Annotated in this window: 18 protein-coding genes and 1 tRNA gene; 10 read left to right on the top strand and 9 right to left on the bottom strand. The window is 74.2% G+C overall.

Features of this window, described 5'->3' with window-relative positions; all coding sequences use genetic code 11:
• Window positions 1-108: 108 nt before the first annotated feature.
• Both OG861_RS05445 and OG861_RS05440 read left to right on the top strand, forming a co-directional pair.
• A complete protein-coding gene (locus OG861_RS05445; protein WP_330261365.1) occupies window positions 109-1,788 on the top strand; it encodes a glycoside hydrolase family 71 protein in 1,680 nt (559 codons plus the stop codon).
• Window positions 1,789-1,897: 109 nt separating this feature from the next.
• Window positions 1,898-3,079, top strand: a complete 1,182-nt coding sequence (locus tag OG861_RS05440) for an aminotransferase class V-fold PLP-dependent enzyme (protein WP_330261364.1) — start codon at window positions 1,898-1,900, stop codon at window positions 3,077-3,079.
• A 3-nt stretch (window positions 3,080-3,082) separates the two neighbouring features.
• On the opposite strand, the gene cobF is transcribed toward OG861_RS05440, so the two are convergent.
• A complete protein-coding gene (cobF, locus tag OG861_RS05435) occupies window positions 3,083-3,835 on the bottom strand; it encodes a precorrin-6A synthase (deacetylating) (protein WP_329199964.1) in 753 nt (250 codons plus the stop codon).
• An 18-nt stretch (window positions 3,836-3,853) separates the two neighbouring features.
• Here cobF and OG861_RS05430 point away from each other — a divergent pair, with 18 nt between their 5' ends.
• The 4 genes from OG861_RS05430 to OG861_RS05415 are packed head-to-tail and all read left to right on the top strand — an operon-like array spanning window position 3,854 to window position 7,186.
• Window positions 3,854-4,630: a (Fe-S)-binding protein gene (locus OG861_RS05430; protein WP_330261363.1), complete on the top strand. Its 777-nt coding sequence runs from the start codon at window positions 3,854-3,856 to the stop codon at window positions 4,628-4,630.
• Window positions 4,627-6,111, top strand: coding sequence for a lactate utilization protein B (locus tag OG861_RS05425; protein ID WP_330261362.1), 1,485 nt, complete (start codon window positions 4,627-4,629; stop codon window positions 6,109-6,111). Before OG861_RS05430 ends, OG861_RS05425 begins: the two co-directional genes overlap by 4 nt.
• The gene (locus tag OG861_RS05420) at window positions 6,108-6,791 is read left to right on the top strand and encodes a LutC/YkgG family protein (RefSeq protein WP_329199969.1); all 684 of its coding nucleotides are present in this window, start codon (window positions 6,108-6,110) and stop codon (window positions 6,789-6,791) included. The genes OG861_RS05425 and OG861_RS05420 overlap by 4 nt, the downstream gene beginning before the upstream one ends.
• 5 nt (window positions 6,792-6,796) lie before the next feature.
• A complete protein-coding gene (locus OG861_RS05415) occupies window positions 6,797-7,186 on the top strand; it encodes a VOC family protein (protein WP_329199970.1) in 390 nt (129 codons plus the stop codon).
• Between the two features lie 72 nt (window positions 7,187-7,258).
• Here the strand turns inward: OG861_RS05415 and OG861_RS05410 are convergent, their stop codons facing one another.
• Window positions 7,259-7,801, bottom strand: coding sequence for a DUF309 domain-containing protein (locus OG861_RS05410; RefSeq protein ID WP_329199972.1), 543 nt, complete (start codon window positions 7,799-7,801; stop codon window positions 7,259-7,261).
• Window positions 7,802-7,924: 123 nt separating this feature from the next.
• Between OG861_RS05410 and OG861_RS05405 the strand changes: the two genes are divergently transcribed.
• The 3 genes from OG861_RS05405 (at window position 7,925) to OG861_RS05395 (ending at window position 8,983) form a co-directional block, all read left to right on the top strand.
• Window positions 7,925-7,998: transfer RNA gene (locus OG861_RS05405), tRNA-Pro, on the top strand.
• A gap of 163 nt (window positions 7,999-8,161) precedes the next feature.
• Window positions 8,162-8,524, top strand: coding sequence for an STAS domain-containing protein (locus OG861_RS05400; RefSeq protein ID WP_329199973.1), 363 nt, complete (start codon window positions 8,162-8,164; stop codon window positions 8,522-8,524).
• Between the two features lie 60 nt (window positions 8,525-8,584).
• On the top strand, window positions 8,585-8,983 hold the full coding sequence (locus tag OG861_RS05395; protein ID WP_330261361.1) for an ATP-binding protein: 399 nt from the start codon (window positions 8,585-8,587) through the stop codon (window positions 8,981-8,983).
• On the opposite strand, the gene OG861_RS05390 is transcribed toward OG861_RS05395, so the two are convergent.
• From OG861_RS05390 to OG861_RS05360, 7 genes are all read right to left on the bottom strand, one after another.
• Window positions 8,970-9,578, bottom strand: coding sequence for a hydrolase (locus OG861_RS05390; protein WP_330261360.1), 609 nt, complete (start codon window positions 9,576-9,578; stop codon window positions 8,970-8,972). The two genes, OG861_RS05395 and OG861_RS05390, sit on opposite strands and share 14 nt — an antisense overlap.
• A 25-nt stretch (window positions 9,579-9,603) precedes the next feature.
• Window positions 9,604-10,041 carry a MarR family winged helix-turn-helix transcriptional regulator gene (locus OG861_RS05385; RefSeq protein WP_330261359.1) on the bottom strand — a complete coding sequence of 146 codons (438 nt, stop codon included), beginning with the start codon at window positions 10,039-10,041 and terminating at the stop codon, window positions 9,604-9,606.
• 123 nt (window positions 10,042-10,164) lie between these two features.
• Window positions 10,165-11,235 carry an alpha/beta hydrolase gene (locus tag OG861_RS05380; RefSeq protein ID WP_329199980.1) on the bottom strand — a complete coding sequence of 357 codons (1,071 nt, stop codon included), beginning with the start codon at window positions 11,233-11,235 and terminating at the stop codon, window positions 10,165-10,167.
• A 4-nt stretch (window positions 11,236-11,239) separates the two neighbouring features.
• Window positions 11,240-12,877: a molybdopterin-dependent oxidoreductase gene (locus tag OG861_RS05375; RefSeq protein WP_330261358.1), complete on the bottom strand. Its 1,638-nt coding sequence runs from the start codon at window positions 12,875-12,877 to the stop codon at window positions 11,240-11,242.
• 133 nt (window positions 12,878-13,010) lie between these two features.
• Window positions 13,011-13,202: a hypothetical protein gene (locus OG861_RS05370; RefSeq protein ID WP_329199984.1), complete on the bottom strand. Its 192-nt coding sequence runs from the start codon at window positions 13,200-13,202 to the stop codon at window positions 13,011-13,013.
• Between the two features lie 201 nt (window positions 13,203-13,403).
• A complete protein-coding gene (locus OG861_RS05365) occupies window positions 13,404-15,680 on the bottom strand; it encodes an alpha-N-acetylglucosaminidase (RefSeq protein WP_329199986.1) in 2,277 nt (758 codons plus the stop codon).
• Window positions 15,681-15,745: 65 nt separating this feature from the next.
• Window positions 15,746-17,440: a ricin-type beta-trefoil lectin domain protein gene (locus OG861_RS05360; RefSeq protein ID WP_330261357.1), complete on the bottom strand. Its 1,695-nt coding sequence runs from the start codon at window positions 17,438-17,440 to the stop codon at window positions 15,746-15,748.
• 191 nt (window positions 17,441-17,631) lie between these two features.
• On the opposite strand from OG861_RS05360, the gene OG861_RS05355 reads away from it, so the two are divergent.
• Window positions 17,632-18,276, top strand: coding sequence for a TetR/AcrR family transcriptional regulator (locus tag OG861_RS05355; protein ID WP_330261356.1), 645 nt, complete (start codon window positions 17,632-17,634; stop codon window positions 18,274-18,276).
• Window positions 18,277-18,280: the final 4 nt, after the last annotated feature.

Raw genomic sequence — 18,280 nt, 5'->3', positions numbered from 1 at the left:
TGACGTACGCGCCGCGGCCCGGTCCTCCGCGAACGGTTGTCCGGGCACCGGGAATCCGCTCTACTGCTGTGCAGCCCCGCACGGGGCATATTCCGGGAGGGGCGGCGGATGAGAGCGGACCGGCGGGCAGAGCGGGCGGCGCGGCCCTCCTCGCACCGGCGCCGCCCCCGCTTCCGGGGGCGCAGACCCCTCCTGGTACTGCTGATCTCGGCGTTCCTGCTCATCGGCGTCTGCGCCGCGACCGGCATCGCCTGGGACCCCTTCACCGCCGAAGCCCACCAGGAACGTTCGGCGCCCGCCGTCGGCGGCCCCTGGTCCGGCGCCCCCACCACCACCCCCACGCCGAGCCCCAGCAACGCCCCGAGCCCCGGAACCCCGCCGAAGGCGCTGCCCCGCGAGGAGGTCGACACCGGCGCGCCCCGTCCGACCGGAGCGCTGCCCTTCGACCTGCCCGCACCGGCCGCGCTGCGCTCCGGCGCCGCGGGCAAGAAGCTGGTGTTCGCGCACTACTTCACCCCCTACCCGCTCTCCCTCGACAACGCGAGCGCCGACGCCGACTACTACACCCGCAACTACCTGAACGCCGCGGGCGAGAACGGCAAGCACCAGCGCTACGGCGGCCTGCTGCGCGACCGCCCGCTGCCCGTGCCGCCCAAATCCGGCGACTGGGAGTCGGCCAACCTCCGGCAGGAGGTGCGCACCGCCCGCGACGCCGGCATCGACGGGTTCACCCTCGACCTGCTGTCGCTGTCCGGGAGCAACTGGGACCGGGCCGAACTGCTGATGTCCGCGGCCCACTCGGTGGACCCCGCCTTCAAGGTCATGCTGATGCCCGACATGACCTCCCTGACCTCCGACGACCCGGCGGTCCTCGCCGACGCCCTCGCCGCTCTGGCCGCCTACCCCGCCGCGCACCGGCTCGGTGACGGACGGCTCGTGGTGTCGCCCTTCAAGGCGGAGGCCAAGAGCGCGGGCTGGTGGTCCCGTGTCATGGACTTGCTGAAAGCCCGGCACGGCATCCGCACCGCCCTCGTGCCGCTCTTCCTCGACTTCGACACGAACCAGGCGGCGTTCGCCCCGATCAGTCACGGCTTCTCCGAATGGGGCACCCGCAGCTACGTCGGCCAGGAGGGCGCCCCGGCCGACGTGCGCCGGGCCCACCAGGCGGGCAAGATCTGGATGCAGCCCGTGTCCGTCCAGGACAGCCGCCCCAACCAGGGCGTCTACGACGAGGCGGGCAACACCGCCACCCTCCGCTCGACGTGGGCGCACGCCATAGACGACGGCGCCGACTGGGTGCAGCTGACCACCTGGAACGACTACTCGGAGGGCACCCAGTTCGCTCCCTCCCTGCACAACGGCTACACGTACCTGGACCTGACCTCCTACTACCTGACCCGGTTCAAGACCGGCAGCGCGCCCAGGATCGTGCGGGACACCCTCTACCTCACGGCCCGCACCCAGTTCGCCGCCGCCGGCCCCACGGGCGGGCAGTCGCTGGTGATGACGCCGCGCAAGGGCAGCGCCGCACCCCGCGACACGGTGGAGGTGCTCAGCTTCCTCACGGAGCCCGCGACCCTCCGTACGACCGTCGGCCCCGTCCAGGCCGCGCACGAGGCACCCGCGGGCCTGCACTGCGAGCTGCTGCCCCTGAAACCGGGCACGAGTGCGGCCCGCGTGGTCCGGGACGGCCGCACCGCTGCGGAAGTGCGACTGCCGTACCCGGTGGACCGGACGGTGGACGTGCAGGACCTCCAGTACTACGGCGCGACCAGCGGGCGCGAGTAGGGCCGGGGCGCCCGGCCACACTGGCGCAATTGGCCCTGGCGGTCGGCTCGCAGACACCCGCATGCTCCGCAGGACCGCCCACCGCCCGCCGCCGTCCCGGAGGAGCATCGTGACCCAGCCGACCACCGACCCGAAGAGCGCGCCGACCGCCGCACCGACCCGCCCCTCGGCGTTCCCGGGCGGGCCGCAGCTGTTCCGCCTCGACCCCGGGATCGCCCACCTCAACCACGGGTCGTTCGGCGCCGTGCCCATCGCCGTGCAGGAGGTCCAGGCGGCGCTGCTGGAGGAGGTGCACGCCGACCCCGACACCTTCTTCGTCGACGTGGCCGACCGGATCGCCGGCGCCCGCGGCAGGGTCGCCGCCCACCTGGGGGCCGAACCCGACGGGATCGCCTTCATCTCCAACGCCACCGAAGGGGCCAACCTCGCGCTGAACGCCGTCGAACTGGCCGACGGGGACGAGATCCTCGTCACCGACCACGGCTACGGCACGGTGGTGGCCGCCGCCGCGCGCCGGGCCCCGGTCACCACCGTCGCGCTCGACCCCGGCCTGCCCGACGAGGACGCCGTCCGGGAAGCCGTCCTGGCCGGCCTGACACCCCGCACGAAGGTGGCGCTGCTCGACCACATCAGCTCGCCCACCGCCCGCCTCATCGCGACCCCGGCGCTCCTCGCCGACCTGGCCGCCCGGGGCGTCACCACCATCGTCGACGGTGCCCACGCCCCCGGCATGCTGGCCGACCCCCTCGCAGGCGGCGCCGACTTCTGGTTCGGGAACCTGCACAAGTGGGGCTACGCCCCCTCGGGCAGCGCCCTCCTAGCCGTCGCACCCCGCCACCGCGGCCGCGTCAGGGCACTGGTGCCTTCCTGGGAGGACGGCGACGGCTTCCCCCGCTCCGTCGAGAACCGGGCCACCGCCGACTACACCGGCTGGCTCGCCGCCCCCGAGGGACTGGACCTCCTGGAACGGCTCGACGCCGCCAAGGTACGGGCCCACAACAGCGCCCTCGCCGCCTACGGCGCGGCCCTGCTCGCCGAACTCCCCGGGCTCACCCCGCTCCCGCACACCCCCGGGCTCGCCATGCGCGCCCTGCGGCTGCCGCCCGGCGTCGCCGAAACCCCCGACAGCGCCCGGGAGCTGCGCGAGCGGATCGCGCGGGAGCTGCGGATCAGGGTGCTGGTCTGGCCCTGGCCGGGAGGCGGCGGCATCCGGGTCTGCGGGCAGCTCTACACCCGGCCCGAGGAGTACAAACGCCTCGCCGCCGAACTCCCCGCCCAGCTCGCGCGGTAGGCCTCAGCCGCGCCGCAGCAGGTAGGTGTCCATGATCCAGCCCTTGCGGGCCCGGGCCTCGGTCCGGAGCTCCTCGATCCGGCCCGCGACCTCCGCCAGCTTCCCCGAGACCAGGATCTCGTCCGGCGTGCCGACGTAGGCGCCCCAGTAGATGAAGAGGTCCTTGTCCAGGTGCGCGGTGAAGGCGTGCCGCGCGTCCAGCATCACCACCACGTCGTCCACGTCCTGCGGCCAGCCCTCGGCCAGCCGCCGGCCGGTGGTGATCTGCACCGGGCGCCCCACCCGGTTCAATTGGGTGCGGTGCCGGGCCAGCAGCGAGGAGATGCTGCTGATGCCCGGCACCACCTCGTGCGCGAAGGCCACCCGACCGCGCTCCAGCACCTCGTCCAGGATCGCGAGGGTGGAGTCGTACAGCGAGGGATCGCCCCAGACCAGGAACGCGCCCGTCTCCCCGTCCGCGAGGTCCTCGGCGATGAACCGCTCGAAGATCTCCGCCCGCGCGCTGCGCCAGCCGTCCACCGTCGGGGCGTAGTCGGCCGGTGTCCGGTCGCGATCCGGGTCGCGGCCCTCCACCAGCCGGTGGTCCGGGCGGGCGTGCGCTTCGAGCATCGCCCGCCGCAGCCCGGTCAAGTCCGCCTTCTCCTCGCCCTTCTCCAGGATGAGGAACGCGTCCGTGGCACCGATCGCCTTGACCGCCTGGAGGGTCAGGTGGTCCGGGTCGCCCGCGCCTATGCCGATAACCGAGAACTTCTTCACGCCGCTATTGTGCCCGTCATGCGTGCCGCCCTGTTCGTCACCTGCGTCAACGACGCGCTGTACCCGCGCACCGGCGTCGCCGTCGTACGCCTGCTGGAGCGGCTCGGCGTCGCCGTGGACTTCCCGGCGGCGCAGAGCTGCTGCGGTCAGCCCCAGTACAACACCGGCTACCGGTACGAGAGCGAACCGCTGCTGCGCCGCACCGCCGAGGCCCTCGCCGGCCATCCGTACGTCGTCGCGCCCTCCGGCTCCTGCGTCGCCATGATCCGCGAGCACTACCCCCGCATCGGCGCCAGGGCGGCGGCAGAGGGGCGCGGCACCGAGCTGGCGGACCTCGCGGCCGGCCTCGTACCGCGCGTGTACGAGCTCACCGAGTTCCTGGTGGACGTCCTCGGCGTGACCGACGTCGGCGCCCACTTCCCCCACACCGTCACCTACCACCCCTCCTGCCACGGTCTGCGCGCCCTGGGACTCGGCGACCGTCCCCGGCGCCTCCTGGCCGCCGTCAGGGGCCTGGACCTGATCGAGTTGCCCGGCGCCGAGGAGTGCTGCGGGTTCGGCGGCACCTTCGCCGTCAAGAACCCCGACGTGTCCGCCGCGATGGGCGCCGACAAGATCCGCGCCGCCCGGGCCACCGGCGCCGAAGTGCTCTGCGGCGCGGACAACTCCTGCCTCGCCCACCTCGACGGAACGCTCCGCCGGGCCGGCGCCCCCCTGCGGACCCTGCACCTCGCCGAGATCCTGGCCTCGACGGACACCACCGCCACCGCGACAGAGGGGAAGCACCCGCGATGACGGCCACCCACCTCGGCATGCCCGCCTTCCCCGCCGCCGCCCGCGAGGCGGTACGGGACGACGTGCTGCGCGCCAACCTCCGCCGCGCCACGCACACCATCCGCGACAAACGGGCCCGCGCCGTCACCGAACTCGCCGACTGGGACCGGCTGCGCGCGGCGGGCAAGGCCGTCAAGGACCACACCCTGCGCCACCTCGACCACTACCTGCTGCGGCTGGAGGCGGCGGTGACCGCCGCCGGCGGCACCGTGCACTGGGCGGCGGACGCGACCGAGGCCAACCGGATCGTGACCGAGCTGGTGCGGGCCACCGGCGAGCGGGAAGTCGTCAAGGTCAAGTCGATGGCCACCCAGGAGATCGGCCTCAACGAGGCACTGGAGGCGGCGGGGATCGCCGCGTACGAGACCGACCTGGCCGAACTCATCGTGCAACTGGGCCACGACCGGCCCTCGCACATCCTCGTCCCGGCCATCCACCGCAACCGCGCCGAGATCCGCGACGTCTTCCGCACCGAAATGGGCCGCTGGGGACGGCCCGCCCCCGACGGGCTGGGCGACGACCCCCGGGAACTGGCCGAAGCGGCCCGCCTGCACCTGCGCGAGAAGTTCCTGCGCGCCAAAGTCGCCGTCTCGGGGGCCAACTTCATGGTCGCCGAGACCGGGACGATGGTCGTCTTCGAGTCCGAGGGCAACGGCCGGATGTGCCTGACCCTGCCCGAGACGCTCATCTCCGTCGTGGGCATCGAAAAGGTGGTGCCGACCTTCCGGGACCTGGAGATCTTCCTCCAGACGCTGCCGCGCTCCTCCACCGCCGAGCGGATGAACCCGTACACGACGATGTGGACCGGACTGGGCCCGTCGAAAGGGGCCGACGGCGACGGGCCCGCCGCCTTCCACCTCGTCCTCCTCGACAACGGCCGTACGGACACCCTCGCCGACGAGGTGGGCCGCCAGGCCCTGCGCTGCATCCGCTGCTCCGCCTGCCTGAACGTCTGCCCCGTCTACGAACGCGCCGGCGGCCACGCCTACGGCTCCGTCTACCCCGGCCCCATCGGCGCGATCCTCAGCCCCCAACTGCGGGGCACGGGCAGCGGGATCGACGCGTCACTGCCCTACGCCTCCACCCTGTGCGGGGCCTGCTACGAGGTGTGCCCCGTCGCCATCGACATCCCCGAAGTCCTCCTCCACCTGCGCGAACGCGTGGCCCAGGGAGGCCCGGTGACCCGCGAGGGCATCCGCGTACGGATCCGCCCCGCGCGCGGCCACACCGCCGAGCGGGCCGCGATGCGCGCCGCCCGGCTGCTGCTGGAACGCCCGGGCGCGCTGCGCGCGGGGGAGCGGCTGCTGTCCCGGGCCCGGCGGCTGCGGCCGCGCCGGCTGCCCGGACCGGGGAGCGCCTGGACCGACAGCCGGGAGTTGCCCCGGCCGCCACGGGAACCGTTCCGCGACTGGTGGGCCCGGGAGCGGGGAGGACGCGCATGAGCGGCAGGGACCGCGTGCTGGGCCGGATCCGGCGCGCCCTGGGCGAGCCGGGCGCGGGCGGGGCCGGGACCGGGCGGGCGCCGGTGGAGGCGGCCGCCGGCGAGGACGGGATCCCCCGCGACTACCTCCGCGTCCACGGCGACCGCACGCCCGCCGAGTCCGCGGACCTCCTCGCCGCCCACCTTCGCGAGTACCGCGCGAAGGTCCACCGCACCGACGAGGACGGCCTCGCGCCCCTCCTGGCCCGGCTGCTCGCCGCACGCGGCGCGCGGACCGTACTCGTACCGCCCGGCCTGCCCCCGTCCTGGCTCGACGGGGCGCAGGCCGTCCGCGTCGAGGACCGGGCCGACTCCACCCCGTACGCACTCGACGCCGTGGACAGCGTGGTGACGGGCTGCGCCCTGGCCGTCGCCGAGACGGGCACGATCGTCCTGGACGGCGGCCCCGACCAGGGGCGACGGCGGATCACCCTGATCCCGGACCACCACATCTGCGTGGTCCGCGTCCCCGGCCAGCTGGTGGACTCCGTTCCGCAGGCACTCGAACGCCTCGACCCCACCCGGCCGCTGACCTGGATCTCCGGGCCCTCCGCGACCAGTGACATCGAACTCGACCGGGTGGAGGGCGTCCACGGCCCCCGTACCCTGGAGGTCGTCCTGATCGACGCACCCGCACAATGAGGGGCATGTCCGCACACCTCGCCCTCACCGCCCTCGTGGTCCACGACTACGACGAGGCCATCGACTTCTACACCCGGGCCCTCGGCTTCACCCTCGTCGAGGACACCGCCCGGCCCGACGGCTCGCGGTGGGTCGTGGTCCGCCCGTCCGGCGCCACCGAATCCGCGCTGCTGCTGGCCCGCGCCAAGGACGACGCGCAGCGCTCCCGGGTCGGCGACCAGACGGGCGGGCGCGTCGGCTTCTTCCTGTACACCGACGACTTCGCCGGCGACCACGCCCGGATGACCGCCGAGGGCGTCCGCTTCCTGGAGGAGCCGCGCCACGAGACGTACGGCTCCGTCGCCGTCTTCGAGGACCTCTACGGCAACCGCTGGGACCTGCTCCAGCCGGCGTAGCCCTGTCCGCGGGACTCTTTCCGGGCCGGCCAGCACGGGCCGACTCGGCGGGGCGGCCCGGCGGGCCGCCGATCAGGCGGAGTCCGGCCGGTCCGGCGGCGAGGTGAGGAGCGGGGCCTCGGCCGCCGCGTCAACCTTCTGCCCGGCCTCCACCCGCCCGGCGAGCTCCCGTGCCCACAGGACCAGCCCGGCCACCTCGATCCCGTACGGGGCAGCTACCCCACCCCGGGCATCCACCCCGGTCAGGCCCGCTGCCCCCGCCCCCTCCAGCCCGGCCAGGGCATCGGCTCCGCGCCGCAGCAGCCGCGCCCCGCCCACCGCGTTCCCCCGCGCGGCGTGCGTCAGCCCCACCGCCAGCTGCGCGAGCGCCCGCCACAACGGAGCCTCCGCCCCCGGCCCGGACTTCCAGGCGTCCTCGAACACCTCGTGCGCGTGGAAGGGCATCCCGTCGTGCAGCAGCCGCTGCGCCTCGGCCACCGTCTCGGCCGGCGTCCGCACCACCCCCTCGGGCTGCCGCTCCACCCCGGGCGCCCCGTACGGCAACGGCCGCCCCAGCCCGTCCCGCGGCCGCGCGCTGCGCGCCCGCCCTTCGTCATCGCGATCCCGTACGTTCACCCGCCCATCGTGCCTCCCCGTCGATCACCCGTGCACGTACACCCCCCGGCGTGCGGTAATGTTCTGCATGTGCCCGCCGCGGAGGGGGAAACCCCTGGTGGGGGGCACAGTGCCGAGGCACAACGGGACGTGGCGCAGCTTGGTAGCGCACTTGACTGGGGGTCAAGGGGTCGCAGGTTCAAATCCTGTCGTCCCGACTTTTCGAAGTCGCAGTTCAGGGGCCGTTTCAGAGCAATCTGAAACGGCCCCTGACCGTTTTCGGGGGCGTCTGGGGTGGTCGTCGGTGGCGTGGCAGCCGCCCACGCGTATACCGGCGGGATCCGGGCAGGTGCACCCACAGCTGGACGGAAGGTGGTGCCGATGGTGCCGGGAGCGGGCAATGAGCGGTTCACGGTCGATGTGCGGGCCGTGGACGGAACCGTCGTCCTCGCGCTCGCCGGAGAGCTGGACCATGACACGGCCCAGCCGCTGCGGGACGCCTTGGACGCGGCGGTCACCCCGGGTGGCCGGTTGCTGGTCGACGTGTCGGGGCTGGGCTTCTGCGACTCCACCGGACTCAACGTGCTGCTGCACGGCAGGATCGCGGTCCAGGAGGCCGGCGGCGCGCTGGAGCTGGCTGGTCTGAGCGGACCGGTCGCACGCATGTTCCGCATCACCGGGGCGGACGGTGTGTTCCCGGTGTACGCGGACGTGGCGCAAGCACTGGAACGACAGCCCGGCTAGCCACTCGGGCGGCCGGCGCAAGGAGGCCCGTGGGGCCGGGGCGACACGAGGAGATGAGCCATGCCGCAGCGAGGGTCCCCCGGCCGGGCGCGGGTCCTGCTGCTGGAGGGTGCGGCGGACCCGGTGTCCCGCAGCCGTGACTTCGCGCGCCGGGCGCTCGCTTCCTGGAAATGGCTCCCCGAAGCAGCCGAGGACGTCCTGCTTCTGGTGTCCGAGCTCGTGTCCAACGCCTCCCTGCACGGTGGGGGCGCCGGAACGCTGCTCATGCACTGGACGCCGGAGCGGCTGCGGATAGAGGTGACCGACGGCAACCCGGCGCCGCCGGTACGCGCCCGGGCCGCCGATCCGGGGCGGCCGGGCGGGCACGGGCTGCTCATCGTGGACCGCCTGTCCCGCAGTTGGGGCTCGCACCCCGGCAACGGCGGGAAGTGCGTCTGGCTGGAGGTCAGTTCCGGCTGACCGGCTCGTCGTCCAGGGCCTTGAGGGCCGTGACGATGTCCTGCGTCGCGCTCACCTTGCCCAGGCGGGGGAAGATCTTGCCGAAGCTGTGGGCGTGGGAGTCGGCGTCCATGTCGGTGGTGGCGTCTTCGGCGAAGACCAGGTCGTAGCTGTGCTCCCAGGCGGTGCGGGCGGTGGATTCGACCCCGATGCTGGTGGAGATGCCGCCCAGCACGATCCGGTGGACGCCGCGACGGCGCAGCTGGAGGTCGAGTTCCGTTCCGGTGAAGGCGCCCCAGTGCCGCTTGGTGACGACGACGTCCCCGAGCGCCGCGAGCTGCGCGGGGAGCTCGGAGAAGGCGGCGGGCGGAGCCGAGGCGGGGCCGGGCCGGTCGACATTGGCGGTGGGCAGGTCGCCGCCGTCGGGGGACCAGGCCACCTTGACCAGGACCACCGGCAGCCGGTGGGCCCGGAAGGCTTCGGCGAGGGCGATGCCGTTCTCCAGGATCCGCGCCGCCGGCGCGGCGGTGGGCAGGGCCAGGATGCCCTGCTGGAGGTCGATGAGGACCAGCGCGGTGCCGCGGTCCAGGGTGAGGGCGGGCGCGGGGGCGGTCATGAGGGCTCCTCGGTTCGGTGGGCGTTCAGTCCTCGGCCAGGCGCCGCAGCAGCGGAACCGCTTCGGCGAGCAGCTGCTGTTCCGCCGGGCCGAACCGCTCGGCGATGAGTTCGGCGAGCCGCCCGTGTCCCGCCTCGCGCCGCCGTTGTACGAGGGCCCGCCCCTGCGGCGTCAGGGCGATCAGCTGTTGCCGCCGGTCGGTGGGGTGCGGGCTGCGGGCGACGTGGCCTTCGGCCTGGAGGGAGTTCACGGTGGCGATGACGGACTGCGGCCGGATCTTCTCGGCCCGCGCCAGCTCGGAGGCCGTGGACGGCCCGAGCCGGTCCAGCCGCTTGAGCACGGACATCCGGGACAGGCTCACCCCGTCCCCGGCGGCCGCCCGCCACTGCCGGACCAGCATGGCGACGGCCAGTTGGAGCTCCTCGGCGGTGTCGCGGGGCGGGGCTTCGGCTATGCGCCCCACGCTAAATGATCTACAGGCAGACTTGCAAGTCTGCCTGTAGATGTGGTCGGAATGTCCGTGACGGCGTCGGGGCTCGGCCGGCCATCAGCCCGTGGATGCCGCACCGGCCGCCGTGGAGCCCGGTCAGTGAGGCGGCGCGGACGGGGCCGGAACCTGCGAACTCAGCCAGCCCAGGGCGTCGGGGTACATCCCCGTCCACGTCTGGAAGTTGTGGCCGCCCGCCGGGCGGACCAGCGTCTTGACCCGCACCCCCGTCCCCGCGGCGGCCTTGGCGAAAGCCTCCAGCTGTCGCGGCGGACTGTCCTTGTCCTGCGCGGACGTGGCCAGGAACAGGCCGACGTCCGCCTTCTTCGCATGCGTGACCAGCCACATGGGGCTGTTGCGCTCGCGCAGGCTCCGGTCGGCCAGCACCCCGGCGTCACCCGTCAGCGCGTCGGGGTCCAGCGCCGCCCCGGCCCCGAACGCCTTGGGGTACTGGAGCGGCAGCTTCGCCGCGCAGAACGCCCCCGTCGAGATGCCCATCACCGCCCACCCCTTGGGCTGGGGCAGCGTACGGAAGTGCCGCGCGACCAGCCCCGGCACGTCGTCCGCCAGCCAGGTGGCCACCTTGTGCCCCGGCACGTCGCTGCAGTCGGTGTTCACCCCGCCCGGGTAGATCTCCGGGATCACCAGGATGAAGGGGTGCGCCGCGCCCAGCCGGACCAGGTCCTCCAGCGCCCCCGGCATGTCACCCAGCTCCATCCACGAGCGCGGCGAGCCCGGATAACCGTGCAGCAGCGTCAGCACCGGGAAGCGGGTCTTCGCCGCGCCCGCCGCGTTGTACTCCGGGGGAGTCCAGACGATCACCTGCCCGGCCAGCTTGGAGTGCGAGCCCCGGAAGTACGTGCTGCGGGTGCCGTCCTCGCCCAGCGTGAAGGTGGCCCGGCCCACCGGGGGGCCCGTCATCGTGGAGTCGTTCCCGGCCGGGGTGCCCAGCAGGTCGTCCCAGGAGGCGTAGAGCCCGTAGCTGCCGTTGATCCAGGCCGCCACGACACAGATGGCGGTCAGCTGGCACAGCCCGATCATCAGCACCCGCGCGGTCCAGCGCAGCCAGCCGGGCCCGGGCAGCCGGTTCCACAGCAGCAGCGCCGCGAGCATGGCGAGCGCGGTGATCGCCACCAGGGTCACCAGGAACGACGTACTGGTCAGCTCCATCGCCTCAATGTACGGCGCCCCCGCCCGAGCGGGCGGCGGAACGCACCGTGTCGGCGGCCCGCACCCGCACCGTCACCGCGTGCCATCCCGTGGCCCCGTCCGGGACCGTCCCCCTGCGCTCGCCCGTCTGTACGGCGCCGGTACGGTCCGTGGCCCGGACCTCCAGGGTGTGGCGGCCCGGCGCCGCCTCCCAGGGCCACAGCCACTGGCGCCACGTGTCGTCGCCGTCCGCGTCCGCCAGCCGGGCCTCGTGCCAGGGGCCGCCGTCGACCCGTACCTCGACCCGGGTGATGCCGCGGTGCTGCGCCCACGCCACCCCGGCCACCGCCACCCGGCCCGCCGCGGGTTGCGCGCCCGCACGCGGCGTGTCGATCCGCGACTGTGTCTTGACCGGACCCTGCTGCGCCCAGGACCGGCGCACCCAGTACGCGTCGTACGCGGCGAAGGTGGTCAGCCGCAGCTCGCGCAGCCACTTGCAGGCCGACACGTACCCGTACAGGCCCGGCACCACCATCCGCACCGGGAAGCCGTGCGCGAAAGGCAGCGGCTCGCCGTTCATCCCCACCGCCAGCAGTGCCTCCCGGCCGTCCATCACGGCCTCGACCGGGGTGCCGATCGTCATCCCGTCCACCGATCGCGCCACCAGCTGGTCGGCCCGGCCGCCCTGCGACGGCGGCCGCACCCCCGCCTCCCGCAGCAGGTCGGCGAGGCGGACGCCGAGCCAGCGGGCGTTGCCCGCGTACGGGCCGCCCACCTCGTTCGACACGCAGGTGAGGGTGATGTCGTGTTCGACCAGGGGGCGCGCGAGAAGCTCCCGCAGGCCGAGGGTCAGCGGCCTCGTCACCCCGTCCCCATGGATCCGCAGCCGCCAGTCGTCGGCGTCGACGCGCGGCACGACCAGCGCGGTGTCCACCCGGTAGAAGTCACGGGCGGGAGTGAGGAACGGCGACACCCCGGGCGCCCGCGCCTGCGCCCCGGCCGGCACCGGCGGGGCCGGTACCGCGGGAGCCGGCAGGACGAGGCCGGCCCGGGAGGCCGACGCCCCGGCCGACCCGTACGCGCCCAGGCGCCGCCCGGCGTACCAGGCGCCCGCCGAGACGGCCGCGGTGCCCAGCACCAGCCGCCCGAAGCCCCGCCGGTCCATCACGCCGGCCCCACCGGCCGGCGCGCCTCCCGTACGCGGCCGGTTCAAGGCCCTGACCAGCAGGTACAGCACTGTGGCCGCGACGAGGCCGCCCAGCAGCGAGGGCAGGGCGTCCGGCCAGGCCGCCCCGGGCCGACCGAGCGCGGCCACGGCTCCGACGACACCGAAGCACGCGGCGACCGCGATGCCTGCGCGCGGCCGGCGCACCGCGAGCGTTCCGGCCGCCACGGCGATCAGGGCCAGAACCAGGACGATGCCGAGGGTCAGGACCGTCTTGTCGGCCGTGCCGAAGGTCCGCACCGCCCACTCCTTGACGGCCGCCGGCGTACGGTCCACCGCGGCCCCGCCGACAGCGGTCACCGGGGACGCCTCGGGACGGATGGGCGCGGCTGCCAACTGCGCCGCCGCCAGCCCTGCGAAGGCGGCGAGCACTCCACAGAGCGCGCCGAGGCCCGTCCGGGCCCGCGGACGCCCCGACGCCGACCGCACATCGCTCATCAGGGTCACCGCCCGGGCTCGCACCGGCCCCTGAGACCGGCCCCCCTACGACTGTCCCCCTACGACTACGACTGTTCGTCCACGACTGTCCCTCTACGACTGTACGAGCCCGCGGGCCGCGCGGCCGCCCCTGTCAGGCGAGCGGATGACCGGCCCGCTCGGCGGCCCGCCGGGCCATGGTCTCCAGACAGTCCTCACAGCCGGCGGCGGTCGGGCGGGCCGCCGGTCCACCCCGCTTGCGCAGCTCCACCACCCCCTCGGTGGCCGCGAGCAGCGCCAGCAGCTCCAGCGTCGCGGAGGGCCGCTCGCGTTCGGTCTCGGACATGCCCCATGCACTCCTGACGGCGTCGGAAGGGGCGGCCACCGGGAGTACTCCGGGTGGCCGCCCCTGTCGGGTCCGGGTCAGTGAACCGACGACCCGGACCGCACGCCGCCGCGCTGCGCGCCCTCTCCCTCGCACGAGTGCCGAATTTCCCACGGGAGGGTGACGCTCACCCCCGGCGGTCGGCGCCCGCGCCGGTGCGGCTCAGGCGCCGGCCTTCGGCAGGGCCGCCGCCACGGAGGCGGCCAGCGCGTGCGGGTCCCCGCTCGGGCTCGTCGGGTGGCGGGTGGTGCGCCGCGCCCACGCCTCCTCGAAGGCGTGCCAGTCGATCGCCTTCGGGGCGGCGCGCTTGACCAGTGCCTCCTCCAGCGAGGCGAAGTACCGGTCCCAGCGGGCGGCGTACAACTCCGATACGAGGCCGCTCCATTCGCGGTTCGCGTAGTCGTGCAGGAAACCGCCCTCGCTGGTGCTCCGCCCGCCCCACACGCTCAGGAGCGAGCGCGCGTCGTACTCGTACCGGTCCTGCTCGGCGCGGTCCGCGCCGTGCGAGCGGGCCGCGGCCAGCCAGTGGCCCAGCAGGAAGTGGGGGTCGGAGCCGGTCACGGCGTCCAGCTTCCGCTCTCCGTCGCGCCATTGGGCGGTCAGCTGCCGCAGCCGCGTCAGGTCCTTGGCCTCGTAGGCGGCCCGGATCTTGGGAAGCAACACCCGGGAGTGATTGGCGAGGGCCTGGCGGGCGGTGTCCACGAGGTCGAAGCGGTAGGCGCTGGAGGACCTGAGCGCCGGGGGCACCGCCAGCAGTTGGTCCAGGGCCCGGCGGACCGAATCGGCCTGGTAGCGCATGGATCGGGGGCTCCAGTGGGCCGCTCCGGTCGCCGTCAGGCTCGGCCGGGCGGTGAAGAGGCTGTCCTGCGACTCCGACCACAGTCCCGACGAGGTGCTGTACGGGCCCTTGCGCAACTCCTCCCAGGCCGCGGCGGCATGGGCGTCGGGGCGTCCGTAGCGGCGGGCCGCGAAGTCGGCGAACCACTTGCGCTGGTCGACCGGCCCCGGCTCCCAGGCCAGGTCGGTGAAGAGGTCGAAGGCGGCCGGGTTGGTGCCGGTGGCCTCGGGCAGGTACGCGGTGCCCCGGAGGGCGCTGTCCGGTTTGTCGCGCCAGGTGTCGAACCGCTCGGTCCACACCGAGGTGTTGGCGCCGATGGTGGTGTGGCCGCCGAAGTTGTAGATCGTGCCCATCGCGTACGGGGTGCCACCCCAGCGGGCCTCGCGGTCCAGGCGGTTGTACCGGTCGGACAGACCGTCCAGGATCAGCAGCTTCGAGGTGTCGACCCCGGCCAGCAGTTCCTTCGTCGGGTCGTCCTGCCAGCCCAGCACCGCCCACAGGGCGCCCGGGTGGGCCGCCCAGAGCGCCCGCTGGATGGCCCCCGCGGCGGCCCGGACGTCCACCGAGCCCGTCCGGCCCCCCTCGTGCAGCGGGCTCATCCGGTACATGGCGCTGTCGCCGAAGACCTCCCGCTGCTCGTCGTAGTAGGCGGCGGCCAGTTCCCCGAACGCCGGGGAGGCCGGGTCGAGCCAGTCCGGCCGGTCGAAGCCGGCCCAGTCGCCCTGTGCCACGGTGGTCGCGCCCCGGTGGCGCGCGGCGAAGCCCGGCGGGACGGTGCCGAAGTAGCCGGGCAGTACCGGTGTCATGCCGAGGCCCCGCAGCTGGTCCGCGATCCGGGCGCCCAGGTCGGCGCGCTCGCGCATCAGCCGCTCGGTGACCGGGCCGCCGAAGCCGCTGAGGTTCTGCAGCAGCCACCAGCTCTGGTGGCCGGGGGCCGGGATCCACGTGCGCAGCTCGTCGGCGGAGTACCCGAACCGCTGGAGGGCCCGGTAGTACGGGTACTCGGCGCCGGTCTGGACGAACACCTCGTTGACGCCGTGCAGCGCGAGCAGGTCGATCTGGCGCTGGTGTTCCTCGAAGGTGCGGTACGGGCCCGAGTAGCCGTCGTCGGTGTCGTTGAGGGCGTACCGGTGGGGGACTTTTGCACTGCGGGTGACGGGGGCGGGCACGCCGGGCAGCGTGGCGGGCAGCATGCCGAGGCTGTCGCCGGGCCAGCCGATGTCGGCGCCGGCGACGTGCTGGAGGTACCAGCCGACGCCGGTGAGCAGGGTCGCACCGGTGGAGCCGCGTACGGTGACGGCGCCCGGGGTGCCGGAGACGGTGAAGGTGTCGGCCCCGGCGGAGGTGTCGGGCACCAGGGTGAACTGGCCGGCGTGGCGGGGCAGCAGCCGCCGGAGGGCGTCGCGCGCCGGGCCGGTGTCGAAGCTGCGCGGCCGGGCGGCGGGACGCGGGGCCTCGCGTACGTCCGCTCGTGCGGGGGAGGCAGCGGCGGGGGCGGCGGTCCCGGGGGTGGTGCCGGAGAGGATCAGGGTCAGCAGCGCGGTGGGAAGCGTCGCGAGCGCGACGGACCGGCGCCTGCGGGGGCGGGGAACGCGTGGCATCGGGTGTGCGTCGTCCTCTGGTGTGGGGGTGCTGTGACGGGTCGGGGCTGAGGGGGCGGCCGTCGTCAGACCGGGAGGGCCCAGGTCTGGTCGATCCGGTGGTCACCGCAGGCGGCGAGCCGGAGCCGCTCGGCGGGGGCGTCCGGGGCGGTCGTCGCGGCGGGGGCGGTCAGGCACAGCCCGCTCACGGTGTCGGTCAGGGTGCCGCTGCGGTCGTGCTCCCAGCTCTGCCCCGGCTGACCGGGCGCACAGCGGGCCAGCTCCACCAGGCCGCCGTCGCCCGCCGACAGGCAGGCGCCGGCCAGCCGCAGTGTCTGCCCGTTGCCGAGGCTCCACCGCTGGTCGGGGGCGCCGGTGCAGGCCGCCATGACGACGGCTCCGGCCGCGGTCGTGTTGGCCCCGTCGGCGCACCTGGCGCCGGCTCCGGCGATCTGCCCGGTCGGCACCGCCCCGGCGCAGCCGCGCGGAGTGAGCCGCCAGACGCCGGTGTCGTGGGCGGCCACCCTTCCGGTCAATGAACCGCCGACCAGGCGGCGCTGACCGCTCCACAGGTCCTTGGCGTCGGCGGTGCACCCGGGCAGGCCGACCTCCCCGAGCGGCACGTTGATGTCGCGGGCGGCGCCCGAGCGGTTGAGGACGGCCACCGCGCGGTCGCCGTTCGCCAGCGGCCGCACCAGGATGTCGAAGGTGGGGTTCGAGGAGACGACGGCCCCCTGACGGCCCATCGGGTCCTGGTCGAGTGCGATCAGATCGGTGTTGCCGAGGGCGGCGAGCCCGGCCGGGCTCAGCTGGGAGACCTGCGAGGAGAGGATGAAGGGGGCCGCCATCATGGCCCACAGGCCGACCTGGCTGCGGCTCTCGGCCGCGCTCAGCCCGGGTGCGCCCGCGATCAGGAAGTCCGGGTCGTTCCAGTTGCCGGGACCCGCGTACCGGCCGAGCCAGCGGTTGTAGCCGTAGTTGCCGAGGACCGAACTCCAGCGGGAGGTGTTGGGCGCCTTCGGGTTGTAGACCTTGATGTCCCGTCCCTCGCGCCACAGCTGGCCGGTCTCGCCGACCCAGTGGAGCACCTTGTGCCAGTCCGATCCGCCCCATTCGCCCTGCTGGAAGTAGGCGGGCGCGGACGCGGCCAGCACCATGTCCCGGCCGCTGTCGCGCAGGGCCCCGGCGACTGCGTGGTAGGCGTCGTGGTAGGCCCGTTCCTTCGTGGCACCGGGCGGCACCTGCAGGTTGCAGCCGTCCATCTTGACGTAGTCCACGTTCCAGGACGCGAACAGCCGGGCGTCGCGGGCGTAGTGGTCCGCGCCGCCGCCCGCGGGGGCGCCGCTGCCGGGGTAGCCCTCGCAGGTGAGGGAGCCGGCGTCCTGGTAGATGCCGAACCGCAGCCCTTTGGCGTGCAGGTAGTCGCCGAGCCATGCCATGCCGTGCGGGAACTTGCGGGTGTCGGTGACCAGATCGCCGTCCGCGTCGCGGGACTTCGTCATCCAGCAGTCGTCGACGGTCACCGTGTCGTAGCCCTTGGCGGCGAGCCCGGTGGACACGAGCGCGTCGGCGTTCGCGACCACCTTGGCCTCGTTGATGTCGCACATGTAGTGCGCCCAGTTGTTCCAGCCCATCGGCGGGGTCAGTGCGAGCGGGGTGTCGGAGGTGGTGGTGGGCCCGGCGGCCGCGGGCCCGGCGGCCGCGGGCGCGGCGCCGAGGGCGAGGGCGAGCAGGGCGGCCGCGGTCAGACAGGGGAGCGACGCACGCGGGCGAGGCGGCACGGGATCTCCTTGAGTGGGGGAGGTACCGACGGGCTGTCGAGCGCTCAGTGCAGCGGTGCGACTACCCGCTGTCAACGGCGTCGGGGGCTTTCGTCCCGATCACCAGCAATATGGGCGCAGTCGCGTCACACGTTAGAGGCGGTGGAAGGATGTGTGGCGCCGTATGTGACGTTGTCTGTTACGGTGTATCCATGCCGCGCAGATCAGCCGCCCTCGACCGCGCCACGCCCGGGGCGATCGCCGAAGCCGCCTTGTCGATCCTGGACGAGGAAGGCCCCGGCGCCCTGAGTTTCCGCGCCCTCGCCGACCGGCTCGACGTCTCGCACGCCACCGTCCAGCGGCGCTGCGTCGACCTTGCCGGACTGCTGGACCTCTGCACCGAGCACCTGGCCGCCCGACTGCCCGAGATCCCGCCCACCACCGACTGGGCCGAGGCCACCGAGCTGCGCTTCGGCGCCCTCTACCGCCTGCTCGTCGCACACCCGGGGCTGCTCGTGCTGCGCGGCGGCCGGCCCTGGCTCGGCCGCCAGCTGCTGGCCCGGCTCGTCGAACCGGCCCTCGCCGACAGCGTCGCCGCCGGCATGGGCGCCGCCGAGGCGATGACCGTCTACCGCCGGATGTACCTGCTCACCCTCGGCAGCGCCGCATTCGTGGACCACCGCGACCCGGCGGGAGCCACGGCCGCCTCGCGCGCCGCGCTGGCAGCCCTGGACCCCGCCGAGTTCCCGGTGCTCTCCGCCGGGATCACCGACGTGCTGCCCGCCCTGACCGACCACGAGGTGTATTACGGCGCCCTGCGCCAACTCATCGAAGCGGCCCGTCCCGACGCCTCCTGAAAGG

Source organism: Streptomyces sp. NBC_00539, from assembly GCF_036346105.1.
Classification (GTDB): Bacteria; Actinomycetota; Actinomycetes; order Streptomycetales; family Streptomycetaceae; genus Streptomyces.
Note: the sequence above shows the minus strand (reverse complement) of the source record. Positions and strands in the feature narration are given on the sequence as shown.

Coding starts and splice junctions, on each gene's coding strand:
- OG861_RS05445 (WP_330261365.1), top strand. CDS start 109: ATGAGAGCGGACCGGCGGGCAGAGCGGGCGGCGCGGCCCTCCTCGCAC.
- OG861_RS05430 (WP_330261363.1), top strand. CDS start 3,854: ATGCGTGCCGCCCTGTTCGTCACCTGCGTCAACGACGCGCTGTACCCG.
- OG861_RS05425 (WP_330261362.1), top strand. CDS start 4,627: ATGACGGCCACCCACCTCGGCATGCCCGCCTTCCCCGCCGCCGCCCGC.
- OG861_RS05420 (WP_329199969.1), top strand. CDS start 6,108: ATGAGCGGCAGGGACCGCGTGCTGGGCCGGATCCGGCGCGCCCTGGGC.
- OG861_RS05415 (WP_329199970.1), top strand. CDS start 6,797: ATGTCCGCACACCTCGCCCTCACCGCCCTCGTGGTCCACGACTACGAC.
- OG861_RS05400 (WP_329199973.1), top strand. CDS start 8,162: ATGGTGCCGGGAGCGGGCAATGAGCGGTTCACGGTCGATGTGCGGGCC.
- OG861_RS05395 (WP_330261361.1), top strand. CDS start 8,585: ATGCCGCAGCGAGGGTCCCCCGGCCGGGCGCGGGTCCTGCTGCTGGAG.
- OG861_RS05390 (WP_330261360.1), bottom strand. CDS start 9,578: ATGACCGCCCCCGCGCCCGCCCTCACCCTGGACCGCGGCACCGCGCTG.
- OG861_RS05380 (WP_329199980.1), bottom strand. CDS start 11,235: ATGGAGCTGACCAGTACGTCGTTCCTGGTGACCCTGGTGGCGATCACC.
- OG861_RS05375 (WP_330261358.1), bottom strand. CDS start 12,877: ATGAGCGATGTGCGGTCGGCGTCGGGGCGTCCGCGGGCCCGGACGGGC.
- OG861_RS05370 (WP_329199984.1), bottom strand. CDS start 13,202: ATGTCCGAGACCGAACGCGAGCGGCCCTCCGCGACGCTGGAGCTGCTG.
- OG861_RS05365 (WP_329199986.1), bottom strand. CDS start 15,680: ATGCCACGCGTTCCCCGCCCCCGCAGGCGCCGGTCCGTCGCGCTCGCG.
- OG861_RS05355 (WP_330261356.1), top strand. CDS start 17,632: ATGCCGCGCAGATCAGCCGCCCTCGACCGCGCCACGCCCGGGGCGATC.